Genomic DNA, 24,195 nt, shown 5'->3' with positions numbered 1-24,195 from the left:
GGCCCCGGGGCGGGCCGCATGGACGGCCGGGCGCTTTCTTTGCGGGCCATGGCAACGAAGATTCTGCTGGTCGAAGACGAACCCAAGGTGTCGGCCTTCATCCGGCGCGGGCTGGAGGAGGAGGGCTACGACGTGGCCGTGGCCTACGACGGGCCCTACGGCCAGCGCCTGGCCCTAGACCAGGAATTTGACCTGCTGATTCTGGACGTGATTCTGCCCGGCCAGAGCGGGCTGGAGGTGCTGCGGGCCGTGCGCGCCCAAGACCAAAACCTGCCCATCCTCATGCTCACGGCCCTGGGCACCACCGAGGACAAGCTGCTGGGCTTCGACGGTGGGGCCGACGACTACCTGGTGAAGCCCTTCGACTTTGTGGAACTGCTGGCCCGGGTGCGGGCCCTCACGCGCCGCCGCGGCCAGGGCCCCGGGGCCAAGGGCAACCAGCTGCACTTGGCCGACCTAACCATGGACACGGCCGCTAAAACCGTGGTGCGGGCCGGCCAGCCCGTCAAGCTCACCGCCCGCGAATTCAACCTGCTGGAGCTGCTGCTGCGCCACCAGGGCCGCGTGCTGAGCCGGGGCGAAATTGCTGAGCACACCTGGGAAGAGTCGTTCGACACGGGCTCGAATGTGATTGACGTGTACGTGAACTACCTGCGCAACAAAGTGGACAAAGGCTTCAATAAGAAGTTGATTCACACCGTAGTGGGCATGGGATACGTGATGCGGGAAGAATAATTCTTTACAATGTGGTAGATGTAAGTACCCGTTGCTAATTAGTTTGATGTAAAGAACGTCATGCTAAGCGCAGTCGAAGCATCTCTCATTCGGGAATAACTACAACATTTAGAGTTAGTTACGTGGATATATGCTTAAACAAGCTCAGCATAGCCGTTTGTTTTAACATAAACTATTTACCAACAGGTACTTAGTAGATGTGCTGAATGTGAAAATGCCTTTGTAACCAAGCAAGGGCAATGATTTTTGCCTTTTCGTATTTGCCAAATTAACCGGTAAGTACATCTTTCATATTCAGTACATTTTCATATTTTTCATATTATCAAAGAATGACCATTCGCAACCGGCTGACGTGGCTGTTTCTGGGCGTGGTGGCGGTGCTGCTGCTGGCCGTGCTAGCGGGCGTGTTTGCCTTGCAGGAGAGCTACACGCGGCGCGAGTTCCGGCAGCGGCTGCGCGAGCGGGCCCAGGTGACGGGCTACATCTACCTGAAAAAAGATGAGATGCGCGCCGAGGCCTTCCGCGACTTCGAAAAGAAGTACCTGCAATCCCTCAACAACGAGATTTTGCAGGTGTACGACGACCAGATGCGGGTGCGCTTCGTAGCCGCCGACCACCGGGTGCAACTCTCCGACGCCATACTGGCGCGCATTGTGGCCTCCAAGGAATTGTACTTTACGCTGGGGCCCCGGCAGGCAGTGGGCATCTTTTACCGCGACAACCAGGGCGACTATATCATTGTGGCCGCGGCCGAAAACACGTACGGGGACCAGCGCCTGGAGTACCTGGCCAGCATCATGGGGGTGGTATTTGTGGTGAGCCTGCTGATGATTTACCTGACCGGGCGGGGGTTTGCGGGGCGGGCGCTGGCCCCCATCGCGGCCCTCAACGACCAAGTAGACCGCATTACGGCCCAGGACCTGCACCGGCGCGTGGACGAAACCCCGCTGCGCACCTCCGAGCGCGACGAGCTGACGCGCCTCGCCCGCACCTTCAACCGCCTGCTGGCCCGGCTCGAGACCAGCTTTGAGGGCCAGCGCACCTTCGTGCGCAACGCCTCGCACGAGCTGCGCACGCCGCTCACGGCCAGCATCGGCGAGCTGCAGGTGCTGCTTGCGCGCGCGCGCGAGCCGGCTGCCTACCGCGAGGGCGCCGCCTCGGTGCTAGCCGAATTACAGCAGCTCAAAACCCTCATCAACAACTTACTGGACATGGCCCAGGCCGACGCCGCCGGGGCCCTTACCGAGGAAGTGCGCCTTGACGAGCTGCTGTGGGAGGTGCGCGGGGCCCTGCCGCCGGCCCAGCGCGGGCGCGTGCGCGTCGACCTGGGGCCCCTGCCCGACGACCCGGCCGCGCTGGAAATCGTCGGGCACCGGGCCCTGCTGGCCCGGGCTGTGGGCAACCTCGTCGACAACGCCCTGAAGTACTCGCCAGCCGCCGCCGCCGTAGACCTGCGCTTGCGCTGCCAGGCGGGTGGCTTTCGCCTGGAAGTGGCCGACGCAGGCCCCGGCATCGCCCCCGATGACTTGGCCAACGTGTTCCAGCCATTCTTCCGGGCCGCCGATGCGCGGGGCGTGGTGGGCCACGGCGTGGGCCTGCCACTGGCTCGCCGCATCGTGGAGCTGCACAGCGGCACCCTGGCCCTGCAATCGGACCCCGGCCGGGGCACCGTGGCCGAGGTGTGGCTACCGGCCTAGGGGCCCCTGGGCCAGGCCAGCGGAAATGCAATCCCGTACAACAAGGTTCGCTAAGCTGCCGCGGCCAACCCTGACGCTGGCCAACTCGTTCTAATTTAAGCCACACTGCGTTACCCGGTACGATTTGCGCGGAGTGCCGCCTCGCATTTGGCTTGCCTTGGCCGGCCCCCCCAGCGGTGCTTCAGCTGGGGGCCCGGCCAAAGCACCGCCGTACTTTTGTGCGCATTCCTCTTTTATGCCCTTCGCACTTTCGTTAATTTTTTGGCTCACGCCGCCCTGAAAATCGGTTTGGAATCCTCCGGCCGCCGCTTCCTGCCGGGAGCGTGCGGCTTTTCTTGTGGCCGTTCTTTACCCTTTGTATGCAATTGCAACTTTCGTATTTCACCCAGTACAAACACAACGCTAAAAATGAAGTGCTGGCGGGCCTGACCACCGCCCTCGCCCTGGTGCCCGAGGTGGTGGCGTTTGCGCTGCTAGCCCACATTAGCCCGCTGGTGGGCATCGGCTCGGCCTTCGTTATTTGTTTAATCACCAGCGTATTCGGTGGGAGGCCGGGCATGATATCGGGCGCGGCCGGTTCGGTGGCCGTCGTTATTGTGGCCCTGGTGGCGCAGCACGGCATCGAATACCTGTTCGTGGCCGTGGTGCTGATGGGCCTCATTCAAATCGGCATCGGGCTGCTGCGGCTGGGCAAGTTCATCCGGCTGGTGCCGCAGCCGGTGGTGTACGGCTTCGTCAACGGCTTGGCGGTCATCATCTTCATGGCGCAACTGGAGCAGTTCAAGGTGCGCGACACGGCCGGCGCCGAGCACTGGCTGGTGGGGGCCCCGCTACTGCTGATGGCGGGGCTGGTGGCCCTTACCATGGCTATTATATACTTCCTGCCCCGGCTGACGAAGGCTGTGCCTCCTTCGCTAGTGGCCATTGTCGTCGTGTCGGCGCTCGTGATTTTGGGCGGGCTGCACACGAAATCGGTGGGCGATATTGCCTCCATTGCTGGCGGGCTGCCCACGTTGCACGTGCCGCAGGTGCCCTTCACGTGGGCCACGCTAGCGCTGGTGGGGCCCTACGCCTTCATTATGGCACTGGTGGGCCTCACCGAAAGCCTGCTGACGCTGACGGTGGTGGATGAGATGACCGACACCCGCGGCCGCGGCAACCAGGATTGCGTAGCCCAGGGCCTGGCCAACGTGGCCTCGGGCCTGACCGGCGGCATGGGCGGCTGCGCTATGATTGGCCAAACGATGGTCAACCTGGAGTCGCGCGGGCGCGGGCGGCTCTCGGGCGTGGTGGCGGCGGGGGCCCTGGCGCTGTTTGTGGTGGCAGGCGCGGGGCTCATCGAGCGGCTGCCGCTGGCGGCGCTGGTGGGCGTGATGTTCATGGTCGTCATCGGCACGTTTGAGTGGGCTAGCCTGCGCATTTTGCGCCGCATGCCCCGCACCGACGTGCTGGTGATGCTACTCGTAACCATCGTCACAGCCGTGTCGCAGAACCTGGCGCTGGCCGTACTGCTGGGCGTGGTGGTGTCGGCCCTGGCCTTTGCCTGGGAAAACGCCAGGCGCATCCGGGCCCGCAAGCACGTGGACGCGGCCGGCGTGCGGCACTACGAAATCTTCGGGCCCCTGTTCTTCGGCTCGGCGCAGGCTTTCGGCGAGAAGTTCGACGTAGCCGACGACCCCGCCGAGGTCATCATCGACTTCAAAGAGAGCCGGGTGGCGGATATGTCGGCCATCGACGCGTTGCACAAGCTCACCGAGCGCTACCAGCGCCTGGGCAAAACCGTGCGCCTGCGCCACCTCAGCCCCGACTCGCGGCGCCTGCTGGGCCAGGCCGGGCCCCTAGTCGACGTCAACATCGAGGAAGACCCGCTCTACACCGTATCTGGGGCCAACGTGATGTACTAAACGATTTACTGTGCCGCTAAGCTGCGCTTGGACTTGCGCTTGGGGTCCCGTGAGGTTCCCCGAGGACGACAAGCACAGGCTTGCAGCACAGATTTGCAGCCAGCAGAGCAATAAAATCAAAAGAGGGCCCCGGGGCCCTCTTTTTTTTGCAAAAAAGATGAATTCTAATCCGCCTCTAATGTGCCTCTAATCCCGGTCTAATACGGCCACAGGAATTTTGTGTAAGTCTTCGGGGCAGCGCTGCCCCGGAGCCCCTTCACCCCTTTCTTGTTGCTGGCCGGCCGTTGGGCCGGCGTGTTTTTATGCGATTGAACGCACGTTTTTTCCAAACCCTGGCTGTAGCTGGCGGGCTGGGGCTGCTGCCGGGCCTGGGCCGGGCCCAGCGCATGGCCACCCCCCGGCCCCAGTCGAGCATGTCGCGCCCCCAGGCCGGCACCCCTAATGCCCTACCGGCCACCCCGGGCCAGCCCACCGGCCGCCCGGCCCAGGCCCCCGGCCAAACGCCCGCCGCCGGGGCCCTGCCCAGCAACCAGCTGGCCCAGCCCGGCCAGGCCGGCCCCGCGCCGGTGGCCGGCAGCCCCGGCTACGGCCAGTACCCCGTGGTGCCGGGCATGCCCGCCGGCGTGCCCATCCGGGCGGCGCTGGGAACCGCCGACACGCTGCGCCTCACGCTACCAGAAGCGCAGCAGCAGTTCGTGCAAACCAACTTCCAGTTGCTGGCCCAGCGCTTCAATGTGAACCTGGCGCAGGCCACAGTAGTGCAGTCGGCCCTGCGCGACAACCCCAACCTATCGGCCGAAGTCAACGCTTACAACCCCAGCACGCGGCAGTTTTTCCCGTTTGGCGCCGATAAAGCCCTCGATCCTAACAACCCCACCGGCAACACGGTAATACTGCAATTGCAGCAGCTCCTCAACCTTTCGGGCAGCCGCGCCAAGCTGGTGCAGCTCAGCAGCACCAACGCCGAGGTGCAGCAGGCCGCCTTTGAGGATTTGCTGCGCAACTCGCGCTTCCAGCTTTCGCAAACGTTTTTTAACGTGGTGGCCGAGCGGCGCAAGCTGGACTTGCTGCGCGACCAGCGCGACCAGTTGGCGCGCCTGCTGGTGGGCTTCCGCGAGCAGCTGCGGCTGGGCACGGTGGCCGGCTTCGAGGTGACGCGCCTGGAGCTGGAGCGCCAGAGCCTGGAAAAGGACCGCTCCGATCAGCTCACCCAGCTCGGACAGGACGAGGCCGCGCTGCGCGTGTTTCTGGCGCTGCCGGGCACCACGTTTGTGGACCCCATCGGCCAGGACCTGCTGCCCGCGCCGCCCGCCACCCTGCCCACCCTGGCCGACCTCACGGCCCTGGCCTACCAGTACCGGCCCGACCTGCGCGCCGCCACCAAGCAAACCACTTACGCCGAGCAAAACCTACGCTTGCAGCACGCGCTGGCCGTGCCCAAGCTCACCATCGGGGCCGACTACGCCAGCTACGGCAACGCCTACGCCCACTACTACGGCCTGCAAACCGCCATCGACCTGCCCGTGGCCAACCGCAACCAGGGCAACATTCAGGCGGCGCAGGTGGGCATCCAGCAGAGCGCCCAGGGCCTGAACCAGAATAAGTTGCAGGTGGAGCAGGACGTAGCCGCCGCCGTGGAGCAGGTGCAGCGCGCCACCGAGCTGCGCAGCAGCGTGACGCCCGAATACGTGGCCACCATCGCCGACGTGAGCCGCAACGCCGCCGCCGACTACAAGCGCCGGCTGATTGATCTGGTGAGCTTCATCGACAAGTTCCGGGCCTACAACGCCGCCCAGCTCAACCTGATTGACATCGGCAACCGCCTGGAGCAGGCCAAGCAGCAAGTCAATTTCGTAACCAATACCCCCGTCTTCAAAGACTAGGGGCCCCATCCCGGGCTGCCGGCTTTTCGCCGGCTGCCCGGTAATCGCTGGACTACTTCCCAGGGGCCCTAAGCTGCGGTTCAAGCCGCTGCAACGATTAGCGGGCAGCCAGCTTTTCGCCGGCTGCCCGCCCCTGGGGGCCCGCGGCGCGGCTCCATCCTCCCCTTTTGCAACTGCTACTTTTTTCCTTGTAATGCGCATTTCCCATTTGTTGCCCGTGCTCCTGGTTGTGGGCGCGGCCGGTTATTTATCTGGTTGCCAAAGCAAAACGGAAGAGAAGCTTCCCGTTAATACCAAAGACCTGGGCTCGGGCTACCGCACCGACACGGTGCTGCTGCGCAGCCCCGACCAGGAGCTGCGCTTCACCGGCAAGGTGAGCTACGACCAGCGGCGCGTGGACCGGGTGTTTCCGGTGGTGAGCGGCAACGTGCTCGACGTGACGGCCGCCCTGGGCCAGCAGGTGCAGCAGGGCCAGGCCCTGGCCCGCGTGCAAAGCGCCGACGTGAGCGGCTACCAGAACGACTACAACGGGGCCCGCTCCGACTACGCCGTGGCCGAGCGCAACGCCGCCAACACCGAGCAGCTCTACAAGTCCAACTTCGCCTCGCAGAACGACCTGATTGCCGCCCGAGCCCAGCTCGAAAAAACCCGCTCGGCCCTGAACCGCACGTCGCAGGTACTCAAAATTTACGGCGGCAACGCCCAGGGCACCGGCGGGGCCCTGCCCACCTACGTGGTGCGGGCCCCCGCCAGCGGCTTCGTCGTGGAGCGCAATATCAACGCCGGGATGCAGCTGCGGCCCGACAACAACACCCCGCTCTTCACCATCTCAGACCTGAGCCGCGTCTGGGTGCTGCTCAACGTGTACGAGAGCGACGTGGCCGCCGTGAAGGTGGGCCAGCCGGTGAGCATCACGGCTTTGGCCTACCCCGACCGCACGTTTAAGGGCACCATCACTAACATCAGCAACGTAGTGGACGCCGACACCAAGGTGCTCCAGGCCCGCGTGGAACTGCCCAACCCGGGGGGCCTGCTCAAGCCCGACATGTTTTGCAGCATCACCCTCAACTTGCAGCGCCCCGGCCAGGCCCTGGCCGTAAACCCCAAGGCGGTGATTTTCAGCAACGACCGCTACTTCGTCGTCCGCCGCCGGCCGGGCACGCCCGAGCTAAAGTCGGGCGACGACGCCAGCAAATCCTACGAGCTGGTGCCCGTGAAGGTGCTACGCAACACCAGCCGCTACACCTACGTGACCGGCAGCCTGCACGCCAACGACCAAGTGGTAACTCAGGGCAGCTTATTGTTATTCAACGACTTAAGCGCTAACTAGGGAACCCTACGGCCCGGCCCGGGCGGCTGGCTTTTCGCCGGCTGCCCGGTAATTGCCAGGGCCCCCAGGGTGCTCCCCCGCCTCCACGATTAGCGGGCAGCCGGCGAAAAGCCAGCCGCCTGCCCTCCCTCCCTTTGCCTTCTTGTTTGCCATGAATAAATTCATCAAGGGCCTGATTGGCTTCTCGCTGCGCCACCCCTACGTCGTGTTCTTCGTGACGGGGCTGGTGGCCATTGCCGGGGCCATCAGCTTCTACTACACCCCCGTCGAGGCCTACCCCGACGTGACCAATACCGAGGTGGTCATCATCACCCAGTGGCCGGGCCGCTCGGCCGAGGAAGTGGAGCGCTTCATCTCCATCCCCATCGAAACCGAGATGAACTCGGTGACCCACAAAACGGTCATCCGCAGCATCAACCTGTTCGGGCTCTCGTTCATCAAAATTGTGTTCGAGGACGGCACCGACGGCTTCAACGCCCGCATGGAAACGGCCCAGAAGCTGGCCAACGTGAACCTGCCCGACGGCGTGACGGCCGGCGTGCAGCCCCCCACGGGCCCCACCGGCGAAATTTACCGCTACACCCTCACCTCGAAGCAGAAGTCGGTGACCGACCTTAAAACGCTGGAGGACTGGGTGATTGAGAAAAACCTGCGCGCCGTGCCCGGCGTGGCCGACGTGGTGAGCTTCGGCGGCAAGGTGCGCACCTTTGAGGTGGCCGCCAACCCGGCCCTGCTCAACAAGTACGGCCTGACGGCCCTCGACGTGTACCAGGCCCTGCAACGCGCCAACGTGAACGTGGGCGGCGACATTTTGCGCGAGGGGCAGCAGGCGTTTGTGGTGCGCGGCATCGGCATTGTGAAAAACGTGCCCGACATTGAGAAAATCATCATCAAGAACGTGAACGGCGTGCCGGTGCTGGTGCGCAACATCGGCACGGTGCAAACCTCGTTTCTGCCCCCGCTGGGCATTGTGGGGCGCGACAACGACGACGACGTGGTGGAGGGCATCGTGCTGATGCGCAAGGGCGAAAACCCCGGCGCCGTGCTGCCCTTGCTGGAGGCCAAGGTCGCTTACCTCAACAAAACGGTGCTGCCCGGCGACGTGCGCATCAAGGTGTTCTACGACCGCTCGGAGCTGAACAACCACACGCTGCACACGGTGGGCGAAAACGTGGCGATGGGTATTTTGCTGGTGACCATCATCCTGCTACTTTTTTTGGCCGACTGGCGCACGACCGTAACCGTGGCGCTGATTATTCCGCTGGCCCTGCTGTTCGCCTTCATCCTGATGCGCCTCAAGGGGATGAGCGCCAACCTCCTCAGCATCGGGGCTATTGACTTCGGCATCATCATCGACGGGGCCGTGGTAATGGTGGAGGGCCTGTTCGTGATGCTGGCCCACTGGGCCGAGCACGAGGGCATGGAAAACTTCAACAAGCGCGCCAAGCTGAGCCGGATTTTGCACACGGGCACCGAGATGGGCAAGTCCATCTTCACCTCCAAGCTCATCATCGTCACGGCGTTAATTCCGATTTTCTCGTTCCAGAAAGTGGAGGGCAAGCTGTTCTCGCCACTGGCCTACACGCTGGGCTTTGCCCTGCTGGGGGCCCTGCTACTGGCCCTCACGCTGGTGCCGGTGCTCTCGTCCATCCTGCTGAAAAAGAACGTGCGCGAGCGCCACAACCCCATCTTGGAGGGCCTCAACAAAGCGTACCTGCCGCTGCTCGACAAGGTGATGGCCTACCCGCGCCGCACCATGTCGGTGGCCGTGCTGGCGCTGGTGGTGGGCGTGGGCTCGTTCCACTTCGTGGGCACTGAGTTTCTGCCCCACCTCAACGAGGGCTCCATCTACGTGCGGGCCTCCATGCCGCTCTCCATCGCGCTGGAAGACAGCTACCAGTACACCGAGAAGTTCCGCCAGGTGTTTGAGAAGTACCCCGAGGTGCGGGGCGTAATTTCGCAAACCGGACGGCCCAACGACGGCACCGACGCCACGGGCTTCTTCAACCAGGAGTTTTTCGTGGACCTGTACCCGGCCGACGAGTGGAAGCGCCACATCACAAAGGACCAGCTGATTGCCGAGATGCAGGGGGCCCTGGCCCAATACCGCGGCGTGGACTTTAACTTCTCGCAGCCGATTTCCGACAATGTGGAGGAAGCCGTGTCGGGCGTGAAGGGCAGCATTGCGGTGAAAATTACGGGCGCCGACCTCGACATTCTGGATAAGAGAGCCACCCAAGTGTACGACCAGCTCAAGAAGGTGAAGGGCATCGAGGACCTGGGCGTGTTCCGCAACCTGGGCCAGCCCGAGCTGCGCATCACCCTCGACCCCGACAAGATGGCCCAGTACGGGGTGGCCGCCGCCGACGCCAACGCCGTGATTGAGCTGGCCATCGGGGGCAAGGCCGTGAGCGCCGTGTACGAGGGCGAGCGCAAGTTCGACCTGCGCCTGCGCTACGACCAGTCGTACCGCTCGAACATGGACGCCATCGGCAACCTGACGGTGCCCACGCTGAACGGCGGCAAAATCAAGCTCGGTGAAATCGCCACCATCCAGAACGTGTCGGGCCCGGCCTTCATCTACCGCGAAGACAACACGCGCTTCATCGCCGTGAAGTTCTCGGTGCGGGGCCGCGACCTGGGCAGCACCATTGCCGAGGCCCAGGCCCTGGTGACCAAAAACGTGGCCCTGCCTCAGGGCTACCACACCCAGTGGAACGGCGAGTTTGAGAACCAGGAGCGCGCCCAGAAGCAGCTCGCCATCGTGGTGCCCATCAGCATTTTGGCCATCTTCTTCATCCTGTTCATCTCGTTTGGCAACGCCCTGGACTCGACGCTGGTGCTGCTCAACGTGCCGTTTGCCCTCATCGGCGGCATCGCGGCGCTGCTCATCACGCACACCAACTTCAGCATCTCGGCCGGGGTGGGCTTCATCGCCCTGTTCGGGGTGGCCACGCAGGACGGTGTGATTCTGGTGAACAAGTTCCGCCAGAACCTGCGCGAGAAGATGGACCTGGTACCCGCCATCAAGGACGGGGCCCGCACCCGCCTGCGCCCGGTGGTGATGACGGCCCTGATGGCCTCGCTGGGCTTGCTGCCCGCCGCCCTCAGCCACGGCATTGGCTCCGAAACCCAGAAGCCGCTGGCCATCGTCGTCATCGGGGGCCTCATTACGGCCACCGTGCTCTCGCTGCTGGTGCTGCCCACCGTGTACGAGTGGGTGTACAGCAGCAAGCTGGAGCGCGCCCGCAAGCAGAAATAACCTCGCCCCAGGGCCCCCGCCAACCATGCATATCGCCAAAAACCTGCGTTACCTGCGGCGGCGGGCCCGGCTCTCCCAAGCGGCGCTGGCCCAGCACGTGGGCCTGTCCGCCAACGGCCTCAGCCGCTACGAGCAGGGCCATGCCACCCCCGGCGCGGAAATGCTGGAACGGCTGGCCTACGCGCTGGGGGCCACCCCTGACGAGCTGCGCCACGTGGACCTGCCGCACGTCAGCCGCTACCGCAAGGCCCGCGCCGCGGCCAGCGGGCCCCGTGTGCCGGCTGCGGCAGTTGCCCCCGGGCAGCCCCGCCCCACCGGCGCGTAAGTACCGGGATGCGGCCCGTAGCCGCCGAAAGTAGAAAAGCGCCGGCCCGGTGGGGCTGGCGCTTTTTGCGTTTTGGGCCCCAGGCCGCAGCCAAACCCCGCCGGGGGCCGTAGTTTCGGCCGTCGCCGGGGCCCCGGCGGCTGGTTTTTTTTCTGCCGCTGCCTGTGTTTGTTATTCCCCGTACCCTGCGCCTGCTTACCGGTGCCCTGTGGGCCGCCGCGGCGCTGGGGGCCCCGGCCGTGGCCCAGGGCCTGCCGCCCACCCCGCCCCCGCCACTGCCGCCCGACCCGCTGGCGGCCGGCGGCGTACACACCGGGCGGCTGGTGGGCGTGGTGATGGGCACGGCCGTGGTGTACGCCCTCACTTCGTATTTGCTGGGCAAAACCTGGTACACCAAGCGCGTGCCCTTCCACACCTTCGACGACAACGGCGAGTGGCTGCAAATGGACAAGGTGGGCCACGCCACCACGGCCTACGCCATCAGCCGGGGCGAGTACGAGCTGTTTCGCTGGAGCGGCGTGCCCGACCGCACGGCCGTCCTCACCGGGGGCCTCATCGCACTGCTCTACCAAAGCACCATCGAGGTATTCGACGGCTACTCGCAGGGCTGGGGCTTCTCGAAGGGCGACATGGCGGCCAACGCGGCCGGCATTGCCTTGTTCGCGGGCCAGCAGTACGGCTTCGGCGAGCAGCGGGCCAGCCTGCGCTACGGCTTCAGCGGCAGCCTGTACGCCAAGTACCGGCCCGAGCTGCTGGGCCGCACCCGCGGGGCCCAAATGCTGAAGGACTACAACGGCCAGCAGTACTGGCTCTCGGTAAACGTGGCGTCGGTGCTGCCCGTGGGGCCCTCCTTCCCGCGCTGGCTGAACCTGGACCTGGGCTACAGCGGCAGCGGCCTGACGGGCGGCCACGCCAACCCGCCGCTGTACGGCGCCGACGGCCGGCCGGTGCAGTTCCGGCGCGTGCGCCAGTTCTACCTCTCGCCCGACGCCGACTTTGCCCGCCTCGTGCCGGCCGGCTCCACGGGCCGGATGCTGCTCGGGGCCTCCCAGTTTATAAAGCTCCCGGCCCCGGCCCTTGAGTTCAACCCGCGCGACGGCGTGCGCTTCCACCCGCTGCTCCCGGCCGCCGACTAAGCCGCCCCGCCCGCTTTAGGGCCGGGCACTGGGCAAAATAATTAGCAAATAAACTAGCTATTAATCAATATTTTAATAAATATTTGAACTGTGTTTTTTGTGAAATCTCCTAAAAAACGCTTTGTATCTTCATCTTGCAATCATTGCGTACGCTAGATCTTTAACCTCCCGCGTTTTGTGTATTACATAACATGGGGCTTAATGGCACTATTTAACGTTTTATGCTGCGCTCATTTTTCTTGTTAGTTGGCTGGCTGGTATGTTGTGAAGTAGGCGCCACGCTGCCGGGCCGGGCCCAGAATGGGGCCCCGGCGCCCGCCCTCCGCGTGGGGCCCCCAGCCCCGGCGCCCCGGCCGGTGGCGCCCCTACCCGGGGCCTTGGCCGTGGATACAGCGCAGCTGACACTGGCCCAGGCCGAGCAGCGCTTCGTACAGGGCAACTTGCAGCTGCTTTCCCAGCGCTTCAACATCACGGCCGCCCAGGCCCAGATTTTGCAAGCCCGCCTGTGGGACAACCCCGTGGTGAGCGTGGAGCAGAACATCCACAACCCTGAAACGGGCCGCACCTTCGACGTGACCCGCACCGGTGAGAGCATCTTGCAGGTGCAGCAGCTCATCGTCATTGCCGGGCGCCGCCGCGCCGCCGTCAACGTGGCCCAGGCAGCCGCCCTTGTCGAGCAGTACAACCTGCAGGACCTACTGCGCACGCTGCGCTTCCAACTGCGCACCGCCTTCTACGACCTGTACTACAAGCAGCGCACGCTGGCCGTGTACGACACGGAAATTACGTCGTTCCAGCGCATCATTCCGGCCTACCAGCAGCAGTACGAGAAGGGCAACATCGCCCAGAAAGAGGTCGTCCGCCTCAAGGCGTTTTTATTCGTGCTCCAGAACCAGCGCCAGCAGCTGTTCGTGGACATGGCCCCGAACATGAGCGACTTGCGGATACTGACGCGCGACACCTCGGGGGCCTACCTCGTGCCCCAGGTGGACCTGCCCCGCACCCGCGACCTGAGCCTGGGGCCCTACGCCATGCAGCAGCTCGTGGACTCGGCCCATGTGCTGCGCGGCGACTTACTGGCCCGCACCGCCTACTTGCAGCAGCAGGGCAACAACCTGCGCTACCAGCGCGCCCTGGTGGCCCCCGACCTGCTGGTAGGCTACACCTACGACCGCGCCGGCTCCTACATCCAGAACTACAACGCCCTGACGCTGGGCGTGGCCGTGCCCGTATTCAACCGCAACCAGGGCAACATCCGCACCGCCGAGGCCCTCATCCAGAGCGGCCAGGCCCAGCTTGGCCAAGCCCGCCTGGTAGTGCAGAACGAGGTGCAGCAGAACTACCAGCTCGTGGGCCTGATTGATGCCCAGTTCCGGGAGGCCGACCGCGACACTACGCCCTTCGACCGCATCATCGGCGGTATTGAGCAGGCCTACGCGCGGCGCCTGATCGGCCTGGTGGAGTTCCTGGACTACTACCAGTCTTACAACGACAACCTGGTACAGCTCAACCAGCTGCGGGCCAGCCGCATGCGCGCCTTCGAGCAGCTGAACGCCGCCGTGGGCCGCCCGGTGTTCCGGGCCGAGTAGATTTTTTTAGTCATTGGCTGCTGGCTTTTGGCTCCTGGCTTTTTTGTACCGGCCGCTTTTTAATTCGATTCGCAACAGCTAATAGCTATTAGCCAACAGCCTAGATATCCCAATGACCCGTATTTCCCTGCTGGCCCCGGCCCTGCTGCTGGGCACGCTGAGCGCCTGCTCCTCGGCCGAAAAGAAAGCCCCCGAAACAGCCGCCGCCCCGGCCTTTCACATCACCGACGAAGTGATGAAGGAGTTGCGCATCGACACGGTGAAGGAGCGCCCCATGCTCAACGAGCTGAGCCTGACCGGCCAGATTACGCCCGACGAAGACCACACGGCCAAGATTTTCCCGCTGGTGGGCGGCGTGGTGGAAAAGGTGAACGTGGAGCTGGGCGACTATGTGCGCCAGGGCCAGCAGCTGGCCATCATCCGCTCGGGCGAGATTGCCGACCTGCAAAACCAGGGCACCGCCGCCGGCTCCGACCTGGCCATTGCCCAGAAAAACGTGGCCGTGGCCCAGGACATGTTCAAGGCTGGCCTGAGCTCGGAGCGCGACGTGCTGCTGGCCCGCAGCGAGCTGCAAAAGGCCCGGGGCACGGCCGGCAAAAGCCGCAAGCAGCTCGCCATCTACGGCGTGACGCCCGACGGCAAGTATTCGCTGAAGTCGCCCATCTCGGGCTTCATCACCGATAAGAACGTGACCACCTCGATGCAGTTCAACAACAGCAACGTGGAGAACCTATTCACGGTGAGTGACTTGGATGAGGTATGGATTCTGGCCAGCGTGTTCCAGTCCGACATCTCCAAGGTGCAGCCCGGCTTCACCGCCGACGTGACGACGCTGGCCTACCCCGGCCGCCACTTCACGGGCCACGTCGACAAGGTGTTCAACATCCTCGACCCCGACAGCAAGGTGATGAAGGTGCGCGTGAAGCTGCGCAACCCCGGCTACCTGCTCAAACCCGAGATGTACGCCCAGATTAAGGTGCAGAATGCCGCCGGCGGCACCATGCTGGCCGTGCCCGCCAGCGCCGTGGTGTTCGACAAGGACCGCACGTTTGTGATGGTGTACAAAGACCGCAGCCACGTGGAAACCCGCCCCGTGAAAATTGCCAGCACCGTGGGCGACTTCAGCTACGTGGCCGCGGGCCTGAAGGCTGGCGAGCGGTTCATCTCCCAAAACCAGCTACTGATTTACGACGAGCTGAACGACTAGTTTTTAATTATGAATTAGTAATTATGAATTATGAATTGCAACCCAGCAATGAGTGCCAGCCTTGCATTTCCTAATTAATAATTCGGTTTAGAAACGACTGCAAATCCTTTGATAAATAAGGCTTTGTCTAATTCATAATTCATAATTGCTAATTCATAATTAACCGCAGTGAATAAGTTCATCCAGGGCATTATTGCCTTTTCACTTAAAAATCGGGGCTTTGTGTTCCTGATGACCATTCTGGCGGTCGTCGCGGGGGCCATTAGCTACCGGAACACGCCGATTGAGGCGTTTCCGGACGTGACGAACACCGAAATCACCATCATTACGCAATGGCCCGGCCGCTCGGCCGAGGAGATTGAGAAGTTCGTGACGGTGCCCATCGAAATTGCCCTCAACCCGGTGCAGAAAAAGGCGTCGGTGCGCTCCACCACGCTCTTCGGGCTGTCGGTGGTGAAGGTCATTTTCGACGACGGCGTGGACGACGCCTTTGCCCGCCCGCAGGTGAACAACCTGCTGCGCGAGGTGGACCTGCCCGACGGCATCCAGCCCGACGTGCAGCCGCCCTACGGCCCCACGGGCGAGATTTACCGCTACACCCTGGAGGGCAAGGACCAGACCATCCGGCAGCTGAAAACGCTGCAAGACTGGGTGCTCGACCGCCAGCTGAAATCGGTGCCCGGCGTGGCCGACGTGAACAGCTTCGGCGGCGAGGCCAAGGAATACGAGGTGAGCGTGAACCCGGGCCAGCTCCAGGACTTCGGCATCACGCCGCTCGACGTGTACCAGGCCGTGCAGCGCTCGAACGTGAACGTGGGCGGCGACGTCATCAACTCGGGCCAGCAGAACTACGTGGTGCGCGGCATTGGCCTGCTCAACAACATCAACGACATCAACAATACGGTCATCAAGAACGTGAACGGTACGCCCATCCTCATCAAGGACGTGGCCATCGTGCACGAGTCGGCGCTGCCACGCCTGGGCCAGGTGGGCCGCAACTACGAGAACGACAAGCTCGAAGGCATCGTGGTGATGCGCAAGGGCGAAAACCCCTCGGAAGTCATTGCCCGCCTCAAGGACAAAGTGGAGGAGCTGAACACCAAGATTTTGCCGCCCGGCGTGCACATCAAAACCTTCTATGACCGCCAGCAGCTGATTGACTTCTCGACGGAAACCGTGATTCACAACCTCATGGAGGGCATTGTGCTGGTAACGCTCATCGTGCTGGTGTTCATGGCCGACTGGCGCACCACGGTAATTGTGAGCATCATCATCCCGCTGGCGCTGCTCTTTGCCTTCATCTGCCTGCGCCTGCGCGGCATGAGCGCCAACCTGCTCAGCATGGGCGCCATCGACTTCGGCATCATCATCGACGGGGCCGTGGTGATGGTGGAAGGGCTGTTCGTGGCCCTCGACCACAAGGCCCACGAGGTGGGCATGGAGCGCTTCAACAAGCTCGCCAAGCTGGGCCTGATTAAGAAAACCGGGCGCGAAATGGGCAAGTCCATCTTCTTTGCCAAGGCCATTATCATTACGGCGCTGCTACCCATTTTCTCCTTCGAGAAGGTGGAGGGCAAAGTGTTCTCGCCCCTGGCCTGGACGCTGGGCTTCGCCCTGCTGGGGGCCCTGATCTTTACGCTCACGCTGGTGCCGGTGCTTGCCTCACTGCTGCTCAACAAGAATGTGCGCGAGAAGGACAACTTCTTCGTGCGCGGCATCAACAACGGGGCCCAGCGCTTCCTGGCTTTCACCTACGCCCGCAAAACCGTGAGCCTGCTGGTGGCCGCGGTGGCGGTGGTGCTGGGCCTGGGGTCCTTCCACTTCCTGGGCTCGGAGTTTCTGCCGGAGCTGAACGAGGGCTCGATTTACGTGCGTGCCCAACTACCGTTGAGCATCAACTTGCAGCAGTCGAACAAGCTGTGCAACGAGATGCGGCGCGTGTTTCTGAGCTTCCCCGAGGTGGGCGACGTAGTGAGCCAGACCGGCCGCCCCAACGACGGCACCGACCCCACGGGCTTCTACAACAACGAGTTCCTGGTGCAGCTCAAGCACACCGACGCGGTGAACAAGGAAATGAAGAGCAAGGCCAACCGCGAGGCCCTGATTGAGCACATGCAGGAGAAGCTGAACCGCTTCCCGGGCGTGGACTTCAACTTCTCGCAGCCCATTACCGACAACGTGGAGGAAGCCGCGTCGGGCGTGAAGGGCAGCATTGCCGTGAAGATTTACGGGCCCGACCTGAAAACGCTGGAGGCCAACGCCCGCCAGGTGTACGGCATTTTGAAGAAGGTGGACGGCATCGGCGACCTGGGCCTGCTGCGCAACATCGGCCAGCCCGAGCTGCACGTGGAGCTGGATGAGCAGCGCATGGCGGCCTACGGCGTGAGCAAGGCCGACGCCCAGTCGGTGCTCGAAACGGCCATCGGCGGCAAGGAGGCTTCGCAGCTGTACGAGGGCGAGCGCAAATTCCCGATTCGGGTGCGCTATGAGGAGAACTTCCGCCAGACGCCCGAGGAAATTGCCCGCCTGATGGTGCCCACCCAGAGCGGCAAAACCATTCCGATTACCGAAATTGCCACCATCAGCAGCGTGACGGGCCCCAGCCTAATTTACCGCGACGACAACAAGCGCTTCGCCGCCGTGAAGTTCAGCATCCGGGGCCGCGACATGGGCAGCACCATCGAGGAAGCCCAGCGCAAAGTGGACGCCGTGGTGCACCTGCCCAAGGGCTACAGCATGCGCTGGACCGGCGACTTCGAGAACCAGAAACGGGCCCAGCAGCGCCTCACGCAAGTGGTGCCGGTATCGCTGGCCCTCATCTTTTTCATCCTGTTCATCCTGTTTGGCAACCTGAAAGACGCCGGCTTAGTGCTGCTCAACGTGCCGTTTGCCATCATCGGCGGCATTGCGGCGCTGCTCATTACGCACACCAACTTCTCGATTTCAGCCGGCATCGGCTTCATCGCCCTGTTTGGTATTTGCATTCAGAACGGCGTGATTCTCATCTCCGTCTTCAAGCAAAACCTGGTGCGCAAGCTGATGCTCGACGACAGCATCCGCGAGGGCGTGGCCAGCCGCGTGCGCCCCGTGGTAATGACGGCCCTCATGGCTACCATCGGCCTGATGCCGGCCGCCATCAGCACCGGCATCGGCTCGGAAACCTCTAAGCCCCTGGCCATTGTCGTAATTGGGGGCCTCATCACGGGCACCGTCCTCACGCTGTTCATCTTCCCGCTGGTATTCGAGCGCTTCTACCGCGCCGAGCACACCAAGTACGTGCCCCTGGCCGAGGGCCCCGCCGAGCTGGTGGCGCATTAAGTTCGTAGGCATTGGTTGCTCGTCGGCAATAAACCCATGGCTTATTGGCAACGGGCAATTGGCAACCCGTGTACTTTTGCACGGCTACTGGAGCAACCCTGTTTCTGGGACGGTACCCGCAGGGGCGGGCCGTTGGCACCGGCCGGCTGCCCGCTCTTTTTTGTTGCGGCGCGGCAAACGGGGCTACTTTGCGCGAGTTGTTGGGGCCCGACACTTTTTTGGCCGCCGCCCGTATCAGAGCCTAATGAATTTGTACTACCTGATTTATCGGAGCCAGACGCAGCGCCTGTTCACCACGGCCCAGCTAGCGGCGTCGCTGCAACGCTGGCGACCTATCAACCACGCCAAGCGCATCACGGGCATGTTGCTCTACACCGCGACCGCGAATGGCCAGTTTATGCAGGTCATCGAGGGCGAAAAGGCAGTAGTGCGCCACCTGTACTACGACAAAATTGCCCGCGACCCGCGCCACCACGACTGCGAAGTGCTGGGCGAGGGCCCCACCGACCATCGCAGCTTCCCCGACTGGGGCATGGGCTTCCGTCCTGCACAGGACATTGACCTACAGCGAATTATTGGTTATTTTGATACTGAAAATGGCCGTTTCCTACTGCCCCGCGCCCACAATATACCCGCCGACATGCTGCTGCTGATGCTGCGCTTCGTGGCCGAGTACGACGGCACGCCCGAACGTGAGGAGCCACTGGACTAGGCCCTGTGCGGCCTACTTCTTGGGTGGATCGACGAAGTTCTGGAAGGCGTAGGCCACGCCCAGCGTCAGGCCCTGGCTGTACTGAATGGCGCTGTCCTGGTCGTAATCGTAGAGGGCCGTGCCGTTGAGCGACACGTTGACGAAGCGCGATACCTTGGCTGTGAGCGTGAGGTCGAGGCGGTGGTCGATGCGCTTGGGGTCCAAGGTTTCGTAGTTGGCAAACAGCACGTAGCGCGCCTTCAGGTTTATGTTGGCGCCCAGGTTGCGGTCGAGCTCGGCCAGCACCTGGGCGGCCAGAATCTCCCAACGGGTGCTGTGGCCGGGGTTCACGCCGTAGGGCGTGGCCCCCAGCGCCGGCACAAACCGCTCGACGCGGCCTACCACTGTGAGGCGCGGGGCAAACGGCGACAAGCGCACGTGAAACGTGGGATTGGGGTGGTATTCGAAGCCATAGGCAGCCGTGAAAAAAGCGGGCGCGAACAGGTCCGACACCTGCTGCACGCCGCTGTCGTCGTAGCGGTAGCCGGGGGCAAACTGCGAAAGCAGGTTCAGCGACAGGAACATGTCCCACTTCGCGCTCAGGCCCCGGCCGTACTTGGTGTCGAGGTAGAGGCGGTCCTGGGTTTTGCGGTAGCCGAGGCCGGCCGTTTGGGAGAAGGCGAACAGTAAGTCGGCCTCGTTATCGAAGCTGTGGATACCCTGCTTGCGGTCGGCCCGCAGGTTGGCCAGCGCACTCAGGCCCAGGCTATTGGCGCCACCGCCGCGCCAGTTGCTGCTCAGCGTGGCCTCGTTGAGGTTGAGGCCGGCCTTGGCCTGGGTGCGCCACAGCGGCACAGTAGCGGGTGCAGCGGCAGGCGGCGGCGCGGCGGGCAGGGCCCCCGGCGCGGTTTGGGCCAGGGCGGGCGTAACGGCTAGAGCTAATAGGGCAAGTATATAGCGTATTTTCATAGAATGATGACATGATGTTCTTGCAAAGAAAAGTATTTTACCATTCCTCGCCTTTCCTTTTTGGCTAATTCCGCGCCGCTATGCCCAGCGCCGTGCCAGGGCCAGGGCCCCCACCGCGTGGCCGAGGGCCTTGGAGGGCATCCCCCCCCACCGCGGGGCCCCGTACTTTGCTACCATGTCCGATTTTCGCCTTCGCGTGTTTGCCGCCGTGGCCCGGCACCTGAGCTTTACCAAAGCCGGCCAGGAGCTGTTTGTGAGCCAGCCGGCCGTTACCAAGCACATCCGCGAGCTGGAGGCCCAGTACGGCCAGCGGCTGCTGGCGCGGCGCGGCAACCGCGTAGCCCTCACCGAAGCCGGCCGCCTGCTGCTGGCCCACGCTGAGGCCGTAGCCGCCGCCCAGCAGGTGCTCGACGACCAGCTGCTGGCCCTGCGCAACCCCGACGAGGCCGCCGGCCGCCTGCGCCTGGGGGCCAGCACCACCCTCAGCCAGTACGTGCTGCCGGGCCTGCTGCCCGCGTTTCAGGCGCGCTACCCGCAGGTGCAGCTCACATTTCTGAGCGCGAATTCTGAGCATATTGCCGACGCACTGCTGCGCGGCGAGCTGGACCTGGGCTTCGTGGAAGGCCGCTCACGGAGCCGCGATTTGCACTACGAGCTGCTGCTGCCCGACGAGCTGGTGGCCGTACGCCGGGCCACGCCCGCCGGGCCGCCGGGCCAGCCATTGCCGCTGGCCGGGGCCCTGGCCCACCCGCTGGTGCTGCGCGAGCGCGGCTCGGGCACGCTGGAAATCCTGGAATTTGCCCTGCGGGCGGCCAAAATCAAGCTCAGCGACCTCACCGTCGCTATTTACCTGGATAGTACCGAGGCCATCAAGGGCTACTTGGGGGCGGCGCCGGGGGCCCTGGGCTTCGTGTCGCGCCGGGCCCTGGACCACGAACTGGCGGCGGGGCTGCTCGAAATTGTGCCCGTGGCGGGCCTGGGCCTGCCCCGGCAATTCGAGGCCGTGTGGGTGCAAGGGCAGCCACTGGCCCGGCCGGCGCAGCGCTTTTTAAGCTTTGCCCAAAGCGCGTGCCAACCCGGGGCGCCTGAGCGCACGTAGGCAAAGCCGTTTGGTTGTGCTCGCCGGGCGGCCTCGCGGGGCCGCCAGACGTTCTTTTTAGTTTTCCTCAACCTTTCCCCACGCCCGGGGACTGGCAAGGCAGGGCAGGCGCGGCAGTCCGGGGTCCATTATAACCTGAGGTTATTCAGAATAACATTTCTGAATGAATTATCTGATAGTCAACGTCGTACTTTTGGGCAGCTTTTAACCCACTGCGCTGTGTCGACCTTGTTTCCTTCACCGCATACCACCCAGCCTGACCCTGCTACCGTTCCGGCCACTGCTGGGGCCCCTGCGCCCAACGAAACCACGGGCTTCTTTCGCCACCTGCACACGCCGCGCGTGGTTTTTGGGCGGGCATTTACGCTGCGCCAGGTGGTGTTTGGGCTATTCCTGGCGTTCTGCCTCACGCCCTGGGCCTCGCCGCCTGTGGCCTTGGCGCTGGGCCTGGTGCTAGCCCAAACGGTGGGCAACCCCTTCCCGGCCCGCACCAAGGCCCTCACCCACAAACTGCTGCAATTTTCGGTAATTGGGCTGGGCTTCGGCATGAACGCCCACGCCGCGGTGCAGGCCGGCAAGGAAGGCATCCTGTTCACGGTTGTTTCCATTTTCGGCACGCTCACGCTGGGCTACTTCGTGGGCAGGTGGCTGGGGCTGGGGCGGCGCGTGGTGCACCTCATCTCGTGCGGCACTGCTATTTGCGGGGGCTCGGCCATTGCGGCCATCGGGCCGGTGCTGCGGGCCAAAGACGAGGAAATGTCGGTGGCCCTGGGCACGGTGTTCGTGCTGAATGCCCTGGCGCTGTTTGCCTTTCCGCCCATCGGCCATGCCCTGCACATGAGCCAGAACCAGTTTGGCCTGTGGTGCGCCATTGCCATCCACGACACCAGCTCGGTGGTGGGCGCGGCGGCCGCCTACGGCAACCAAGCCTTGGGAGTAGCTACCACCGTGAAGCTGGCCCGGGCCCTGTGGATCATCCCCGTTGCCATTGGCACCTCATTGATCTTCAAACAGAAAGACGTAAAAGTTAAGATCCCCTACTTCATCTTCGGCTTTATCGGGGCCATGCTCCTCAATACCTTTGTGCCCGCCGTGCAGCCCTTGGGGGCCCCGATGGTTCACCTGGCCAAAATTGGCCTTACGGTGACGCTTTTTTTCATCGGCGCGGGGCTGTCGGCCGCGGTGGTACGCTCGGTGGGCGCCAAACCCTACGTGCTGGGCATGCTGCTGTGGGCAGTTATTTCCACGGTTTCGCTGTACGTGATTCTGCACACAGTGTAGGAGCCCGTTAGTTGTCAGTTGTCGGTAAGGGGATAAGGCATCGGTTACTCTACCCTACGATTTTTCAACTATTTGCTATTCAGGTTTTTGAGGCCTTATAACAGCCTCTACGGCGTGTTTGCAGGGTTTTTTTGCTAAACGGGGCGGGCCGACCTTTGTGGTTCCAACGCCAACAAAGCCCTTCCCGCCCCGTGAAGCAACGCCTCATCGCCAAAATTACGACCGTTTTACAGCTGGTGCCCCTGGTGGGCCACCTCTCGCGGCAGAAGTTCATCGCCCAGTTCGTTATCGGCCTGATAAAGAGCCGCAACGTGCACTTCTGCGAAGTCGCCCAGCACCTGAACGACGCGGTCAAACCGGCCTCGAACGAAACCCGGATTCAGCACTTCTTTCGCACCGTGCAACCCGACTACCTGGCCCTGGCCCGTCTGGTAATCGCCTTATTACCGGCCACGGGCAAGCTGCGCCTGTGCCTGGACCGCACCGAATGGGACTTTGGCCGGTGCCAGGTCAACATCCTGCTCGTCACCGTGGGCTGCGGGGCGTGGCACGTACCGCTCTACTGGGAATTGCTCGACAACCGCAGCGGCAACTCCAACGCCGCCCAGCGCATCGCCGTGCTCGAAGCCTGCGTGGCCCTGCTGGGCCGCGAACGCATCGGGCTGGTGCTCGGGGACCGCGAGTTCGTCGGTCATATGTGGCTGAAGTGGCTCAAAGACAACGGCTTGAATTTTGTCATGCGCCTGCCCAAGCACCACTTGCTGACCGCTGAAAGCGGGAGCCGTCGCGCCATTGCCGACCTGGGCCTGAGCGTGGGGCAGGTCCGGCGTTTCGCCCAGGTGCAGGTCGATGGCGTGTGGGGGCAAGCCTGGGTCAAAGCGCTCGAAGGCGGGGAGTTCCTCTTTCTCTTTGGCACGTCCGGCCTGACGTCACTGGGGCAATTCTACGCGAAGCGCTGGACCATCGAACAGTGTTTTCAGAACCTGAAAGGCAGGGGATTTAACCTGGAAAACAGCCACTTGCGCTGCCACGACAAGCTGCGCAAACTCGTCGCCCTGGTCAGCCTGGCCTACGCGTTTTGCCTGAGTGTGGGACAGGCGGCGGACCGGCGCAAGCCACTCGCGCACAAAAACCACGGCTATCGCGCCACGAGTTTGAGCCGCCACGGCTTGAATATCGTTCGCCAACTCACCCGCCCCGAAACGGATGCATCAACCAAGGTAGCCCGAATGGTCGAAACCCTATTCGATTGGCTAATCAGGCAAATTACTCTGTATCAAATACCTGTGGAAATCGTAGGGTAGAGTAGGCATCGGTCAAAAGCGAACAACGGACAATGAACAACTGGCAACTATCCGCTCAAAAGTGCAGCGCCAGCAACTCGGCTATTTTGGGCCGGGTGAGGGGCTTGCTGACGAGCCCGGCGATGGGCAGCGCCTGGAGGCGGGCCAGGTCGTGGGGGTGCGGGGTAGTGGTGAGCACCACCACCACGGCCGCCCGCTGGGCCGCGAGCAACTGCTGGTAGGCTTCCAAAAAGGCAATGCCGCCGAGCACGGGCATGTTCACGTCGAGCAGTACCAGGACGGGGCCCGGCGTCGCGCAGGCGCTGTCGAGCAGGGCCAGGGCCTGGGCGCCGTTTTCGGCTACCAGGCAGCGGATGGCCACAGCCATATTCTTCAGCAGCAGCTGGTTCAGAAAATTAGTGGTGGGGGCGTCATCGACGAGCAGCACGCAGGAAAGCAGGGGCATGGGGCACGAATAACCGGCGG

The 24,195-nt window shown here is 63.3% G+C and carries 17 protein-coding genes; 15 read left to right on the top strand and 2 right to left on the bottom strand.

From position 1 onward, the window contains the following. Nucleotides 1-48: 48 nt before the first annotated feature. The 12 genes from DDQ68_RS02040 (at nt 49) to DDQ68_RS01985 (ending at nt 19,098) form a co-directional block, all read left to right on the top strand. Nucleotides 49-735 (top strand): response regulator transcription factor, encoded by a 687-nt coding sequence (locus DDQ68_RS02040; RefSeq protein WP_109658288.1) that lies wholly within the window; start codon nt 49-51, stop codon nt 733-735. A 329-nt stretch (nt 736-1,064) separates the two neighbouring features. Further along, nucleotides 1,065-2,432: a HAMP domain-containing sensor histidine kinase gene (locus tag DDQ68_RS02035; protein ID WP_109652728.1), complete on the top strand. Its 1,368-nt coding sequence runs from the start codon at nt 1,065-1,067 to the stop codon at nt 2,430-2,432. Between the two features lie 359 nt (nt 2,433-2,791). Continuing rightward, nucleotides 2,792-4,336, top strand: a complete 1,545-nt coding sequence (locus tag DDQ68_RS02030; RefSeq protein WP_109652725.1) for a SulP family inorganic anion transporter — start codon at nt 2,792-2,794, stop codon at nt 4,334-4,336. A 308-nt stretch (nt 4,337-4,644) separates the two neighbouring features. Continuing rightward, nucleotides 4,645-6,219 carry a TolC family protein gene (locus DDQ68_RS02025; protein WP_109652722.1) on the top strand — a complete coding sequence of 525 codons (1,575 nt, stop codon included), beginning with the start codon at nt 4,645-4,647 and terminating at the stop codon, nt 6,217-6,219. Between the two features lie 193 nt (nt 6,220-6,412). Beyond that, nucleotides 6,413-7,549 (top strand): efflux RND transporter periplasmic adaptor subunit, encoded by a 1,137-nt coding sequence (locus tag DDQ68_RS02020; protein WP_109652719.1) that lies wholly within the window; start codon nt 6,413-6,415, stop codon nt 7,547-7,549. Between the two features lie 151 nt (nt 7,550-7,700). Continuing rightward, complete coding sequence (locus DDQ68_RS02015; RefSeq protein WP_109652717.1) at nt 7,701-10,811, top strand: efflux RND transporter permease subunit; 3,111 nt, start codon at nt 7,701-7,703, stop codon at nt 10,809-10,811. A gap of 25 nt (nt 10,812-10,836) precedes the next feature. Beyond that, on the top strand, nt 10,837-11,136 hold the full coding sequence (locus tag DDQ68_RS02010; RefSeq protein WP_109652713.1) for a helix-turn-helix domain-containing protein: 300 nt from the start codon (nt 10,837-10,839) through the stop codon (nt 11,134-11,136). Nucleotides 11,137-11,300: 164 nt separating this feature from the next. After that, complete coding sequence (locus DDQ68_RS02005) at nt 11,301-12,272, top strand: DUF2279 domain-containing protein (RefSeq protein ID WP_245897244.1); 972 nt, start codon at nt 11,301-11,303, stop codon at nt 12,270-12,272. Between the two features lie 221 nt (nt 12,273-12,493). Then, nucleotides 12,494-13,861: a TolC family protein gene (locus DDQ68_RS02000; protein ID WP_109652710.1), complete on the top strand. Its 1,368-nt coding sequence runs from the start codon at nt 12,494-12,496 to the stop codon at nt 13,859-13,861. 112 nt (nt 13,862-13,973) lie between these two features. Next, nucleotides 13,974-15,068, top strand: a complete 1,095-nt coding sequence (locus DDQ68_RS01995; RefSeq protein WP_109652707.1) for an efflux RND transporter periplasmic adaptor subunit — start codon at nt 13,974-13,976, stop codon at nt 15,066-15,068. A gap of 168 nt (nt 15,069-15,236) precedes the next feature. Continuing rightward, entirely contained in the window at nt 15,237-18,386 is a 3,150-nt protein-coding gene (locus tag DDQ68_RS01990; RefSeq protein ID WP_109652704.1) for an efflux RND transporter permease subunit, read from the top strand. Nucleotides 18,387-18,630: 244 nt separating this feature from the next. Continuing rightward, nucleotides 18,631-19,098, top strand: coding sequence for a BLUF domain-containing protein (locus DDQ68_RS01985; protein WP_109652701.1), 468 nt, complete (start codon nt 18,631-18,633; stop codon nt 19,096-19,098). Between the two features lie 12 nt (nt 19,099-19,110). Here DDQ68_RS01985 and DDQ68_RS01980 read toward each other — a convergent pair whose 3' ends face one another. Continuing rightward, a complete protein-coding gene (locus DDQ68_RS01980) occupies nt 19,111-20,046 on the bottom strand; it encodes a DUF3078 domain-containing protein (RefSeq protein ID WP_109652698.1) in 936 nt (311 codons plus the stop codon). 175 nt (nt 20,047-20,221) lie between these two features. Between DDQ68_RS01980 and DDQ68_RS01975 the strand changes: the two genes are divergently transcribed. From DDQ68_RS01975 to DDQ68_RS01965, 3 genes are all read left to right on the top strand, one after another. Continuing rightward, a complete protein-coding gene (locus DDQ68_RS01975) occupies nt 20,222-21,145 on the top strand; it encodes a LysR substrate-binding domain-containing protein (RefSeq protein WP_109652695.1) in 924 nt (307 codons plus the stop codon). Between the two features lie 219 nt (nt 21,146-21,364). Further along, a complete protein-coding gene (locus DDQ68_RS01970; protein WP_245897242.1) occupies nt 21,365-22,426 on the top strand; it encodes a YeiH family protein in 1,062 nt (353 codons plus the stop codon). 191 nt (nt 22,427-22,617) lie between these two features. Continuing rightward, on the top strand, nt 22,618-23,730 hold the full coding sequence (locus tag DDQ68_RS01965) for an IS4 family transposase (protein WP_162549735.1): 1,113 nt from the start codon (nt 22,618-22,620) through the stop codon (nt 23,728-23,730). A 55-nt stretch (nt 23,731-23,785) separates the two neighbouring features. Here the strand turns inward: DDQ68_RS01965 and DDQ68_RS01960 are convergent, their stop codons facing one another. Then, nucleotides 23,786-24,175, bottom strand: a complete 390-nt coding sequence (locus tag DDQ68_RS01960; protein ID WP_109652689.1) for a response regulator — start codon at nt 24,173-24,175, stop codon at nt 23,786-23,788. Nucleotides 24,176-24,195 lie beyond the last annotated feature (20 nt).

Source organism: Hymenobacter nivis, assembly GCF_003149515.1.
Classification (GTDB): Bacteria; Bacteroidota; Bacteroidia; order Cytophagales; family Hymenobacteraceae; genus Hymenobacter; species Hymenobacter nivis.
The sequence above is the reverse complement of the archived record's forward strand: the minus strand, read 5'-3'. Positions and strand labels throughout refer to the sequence as shown.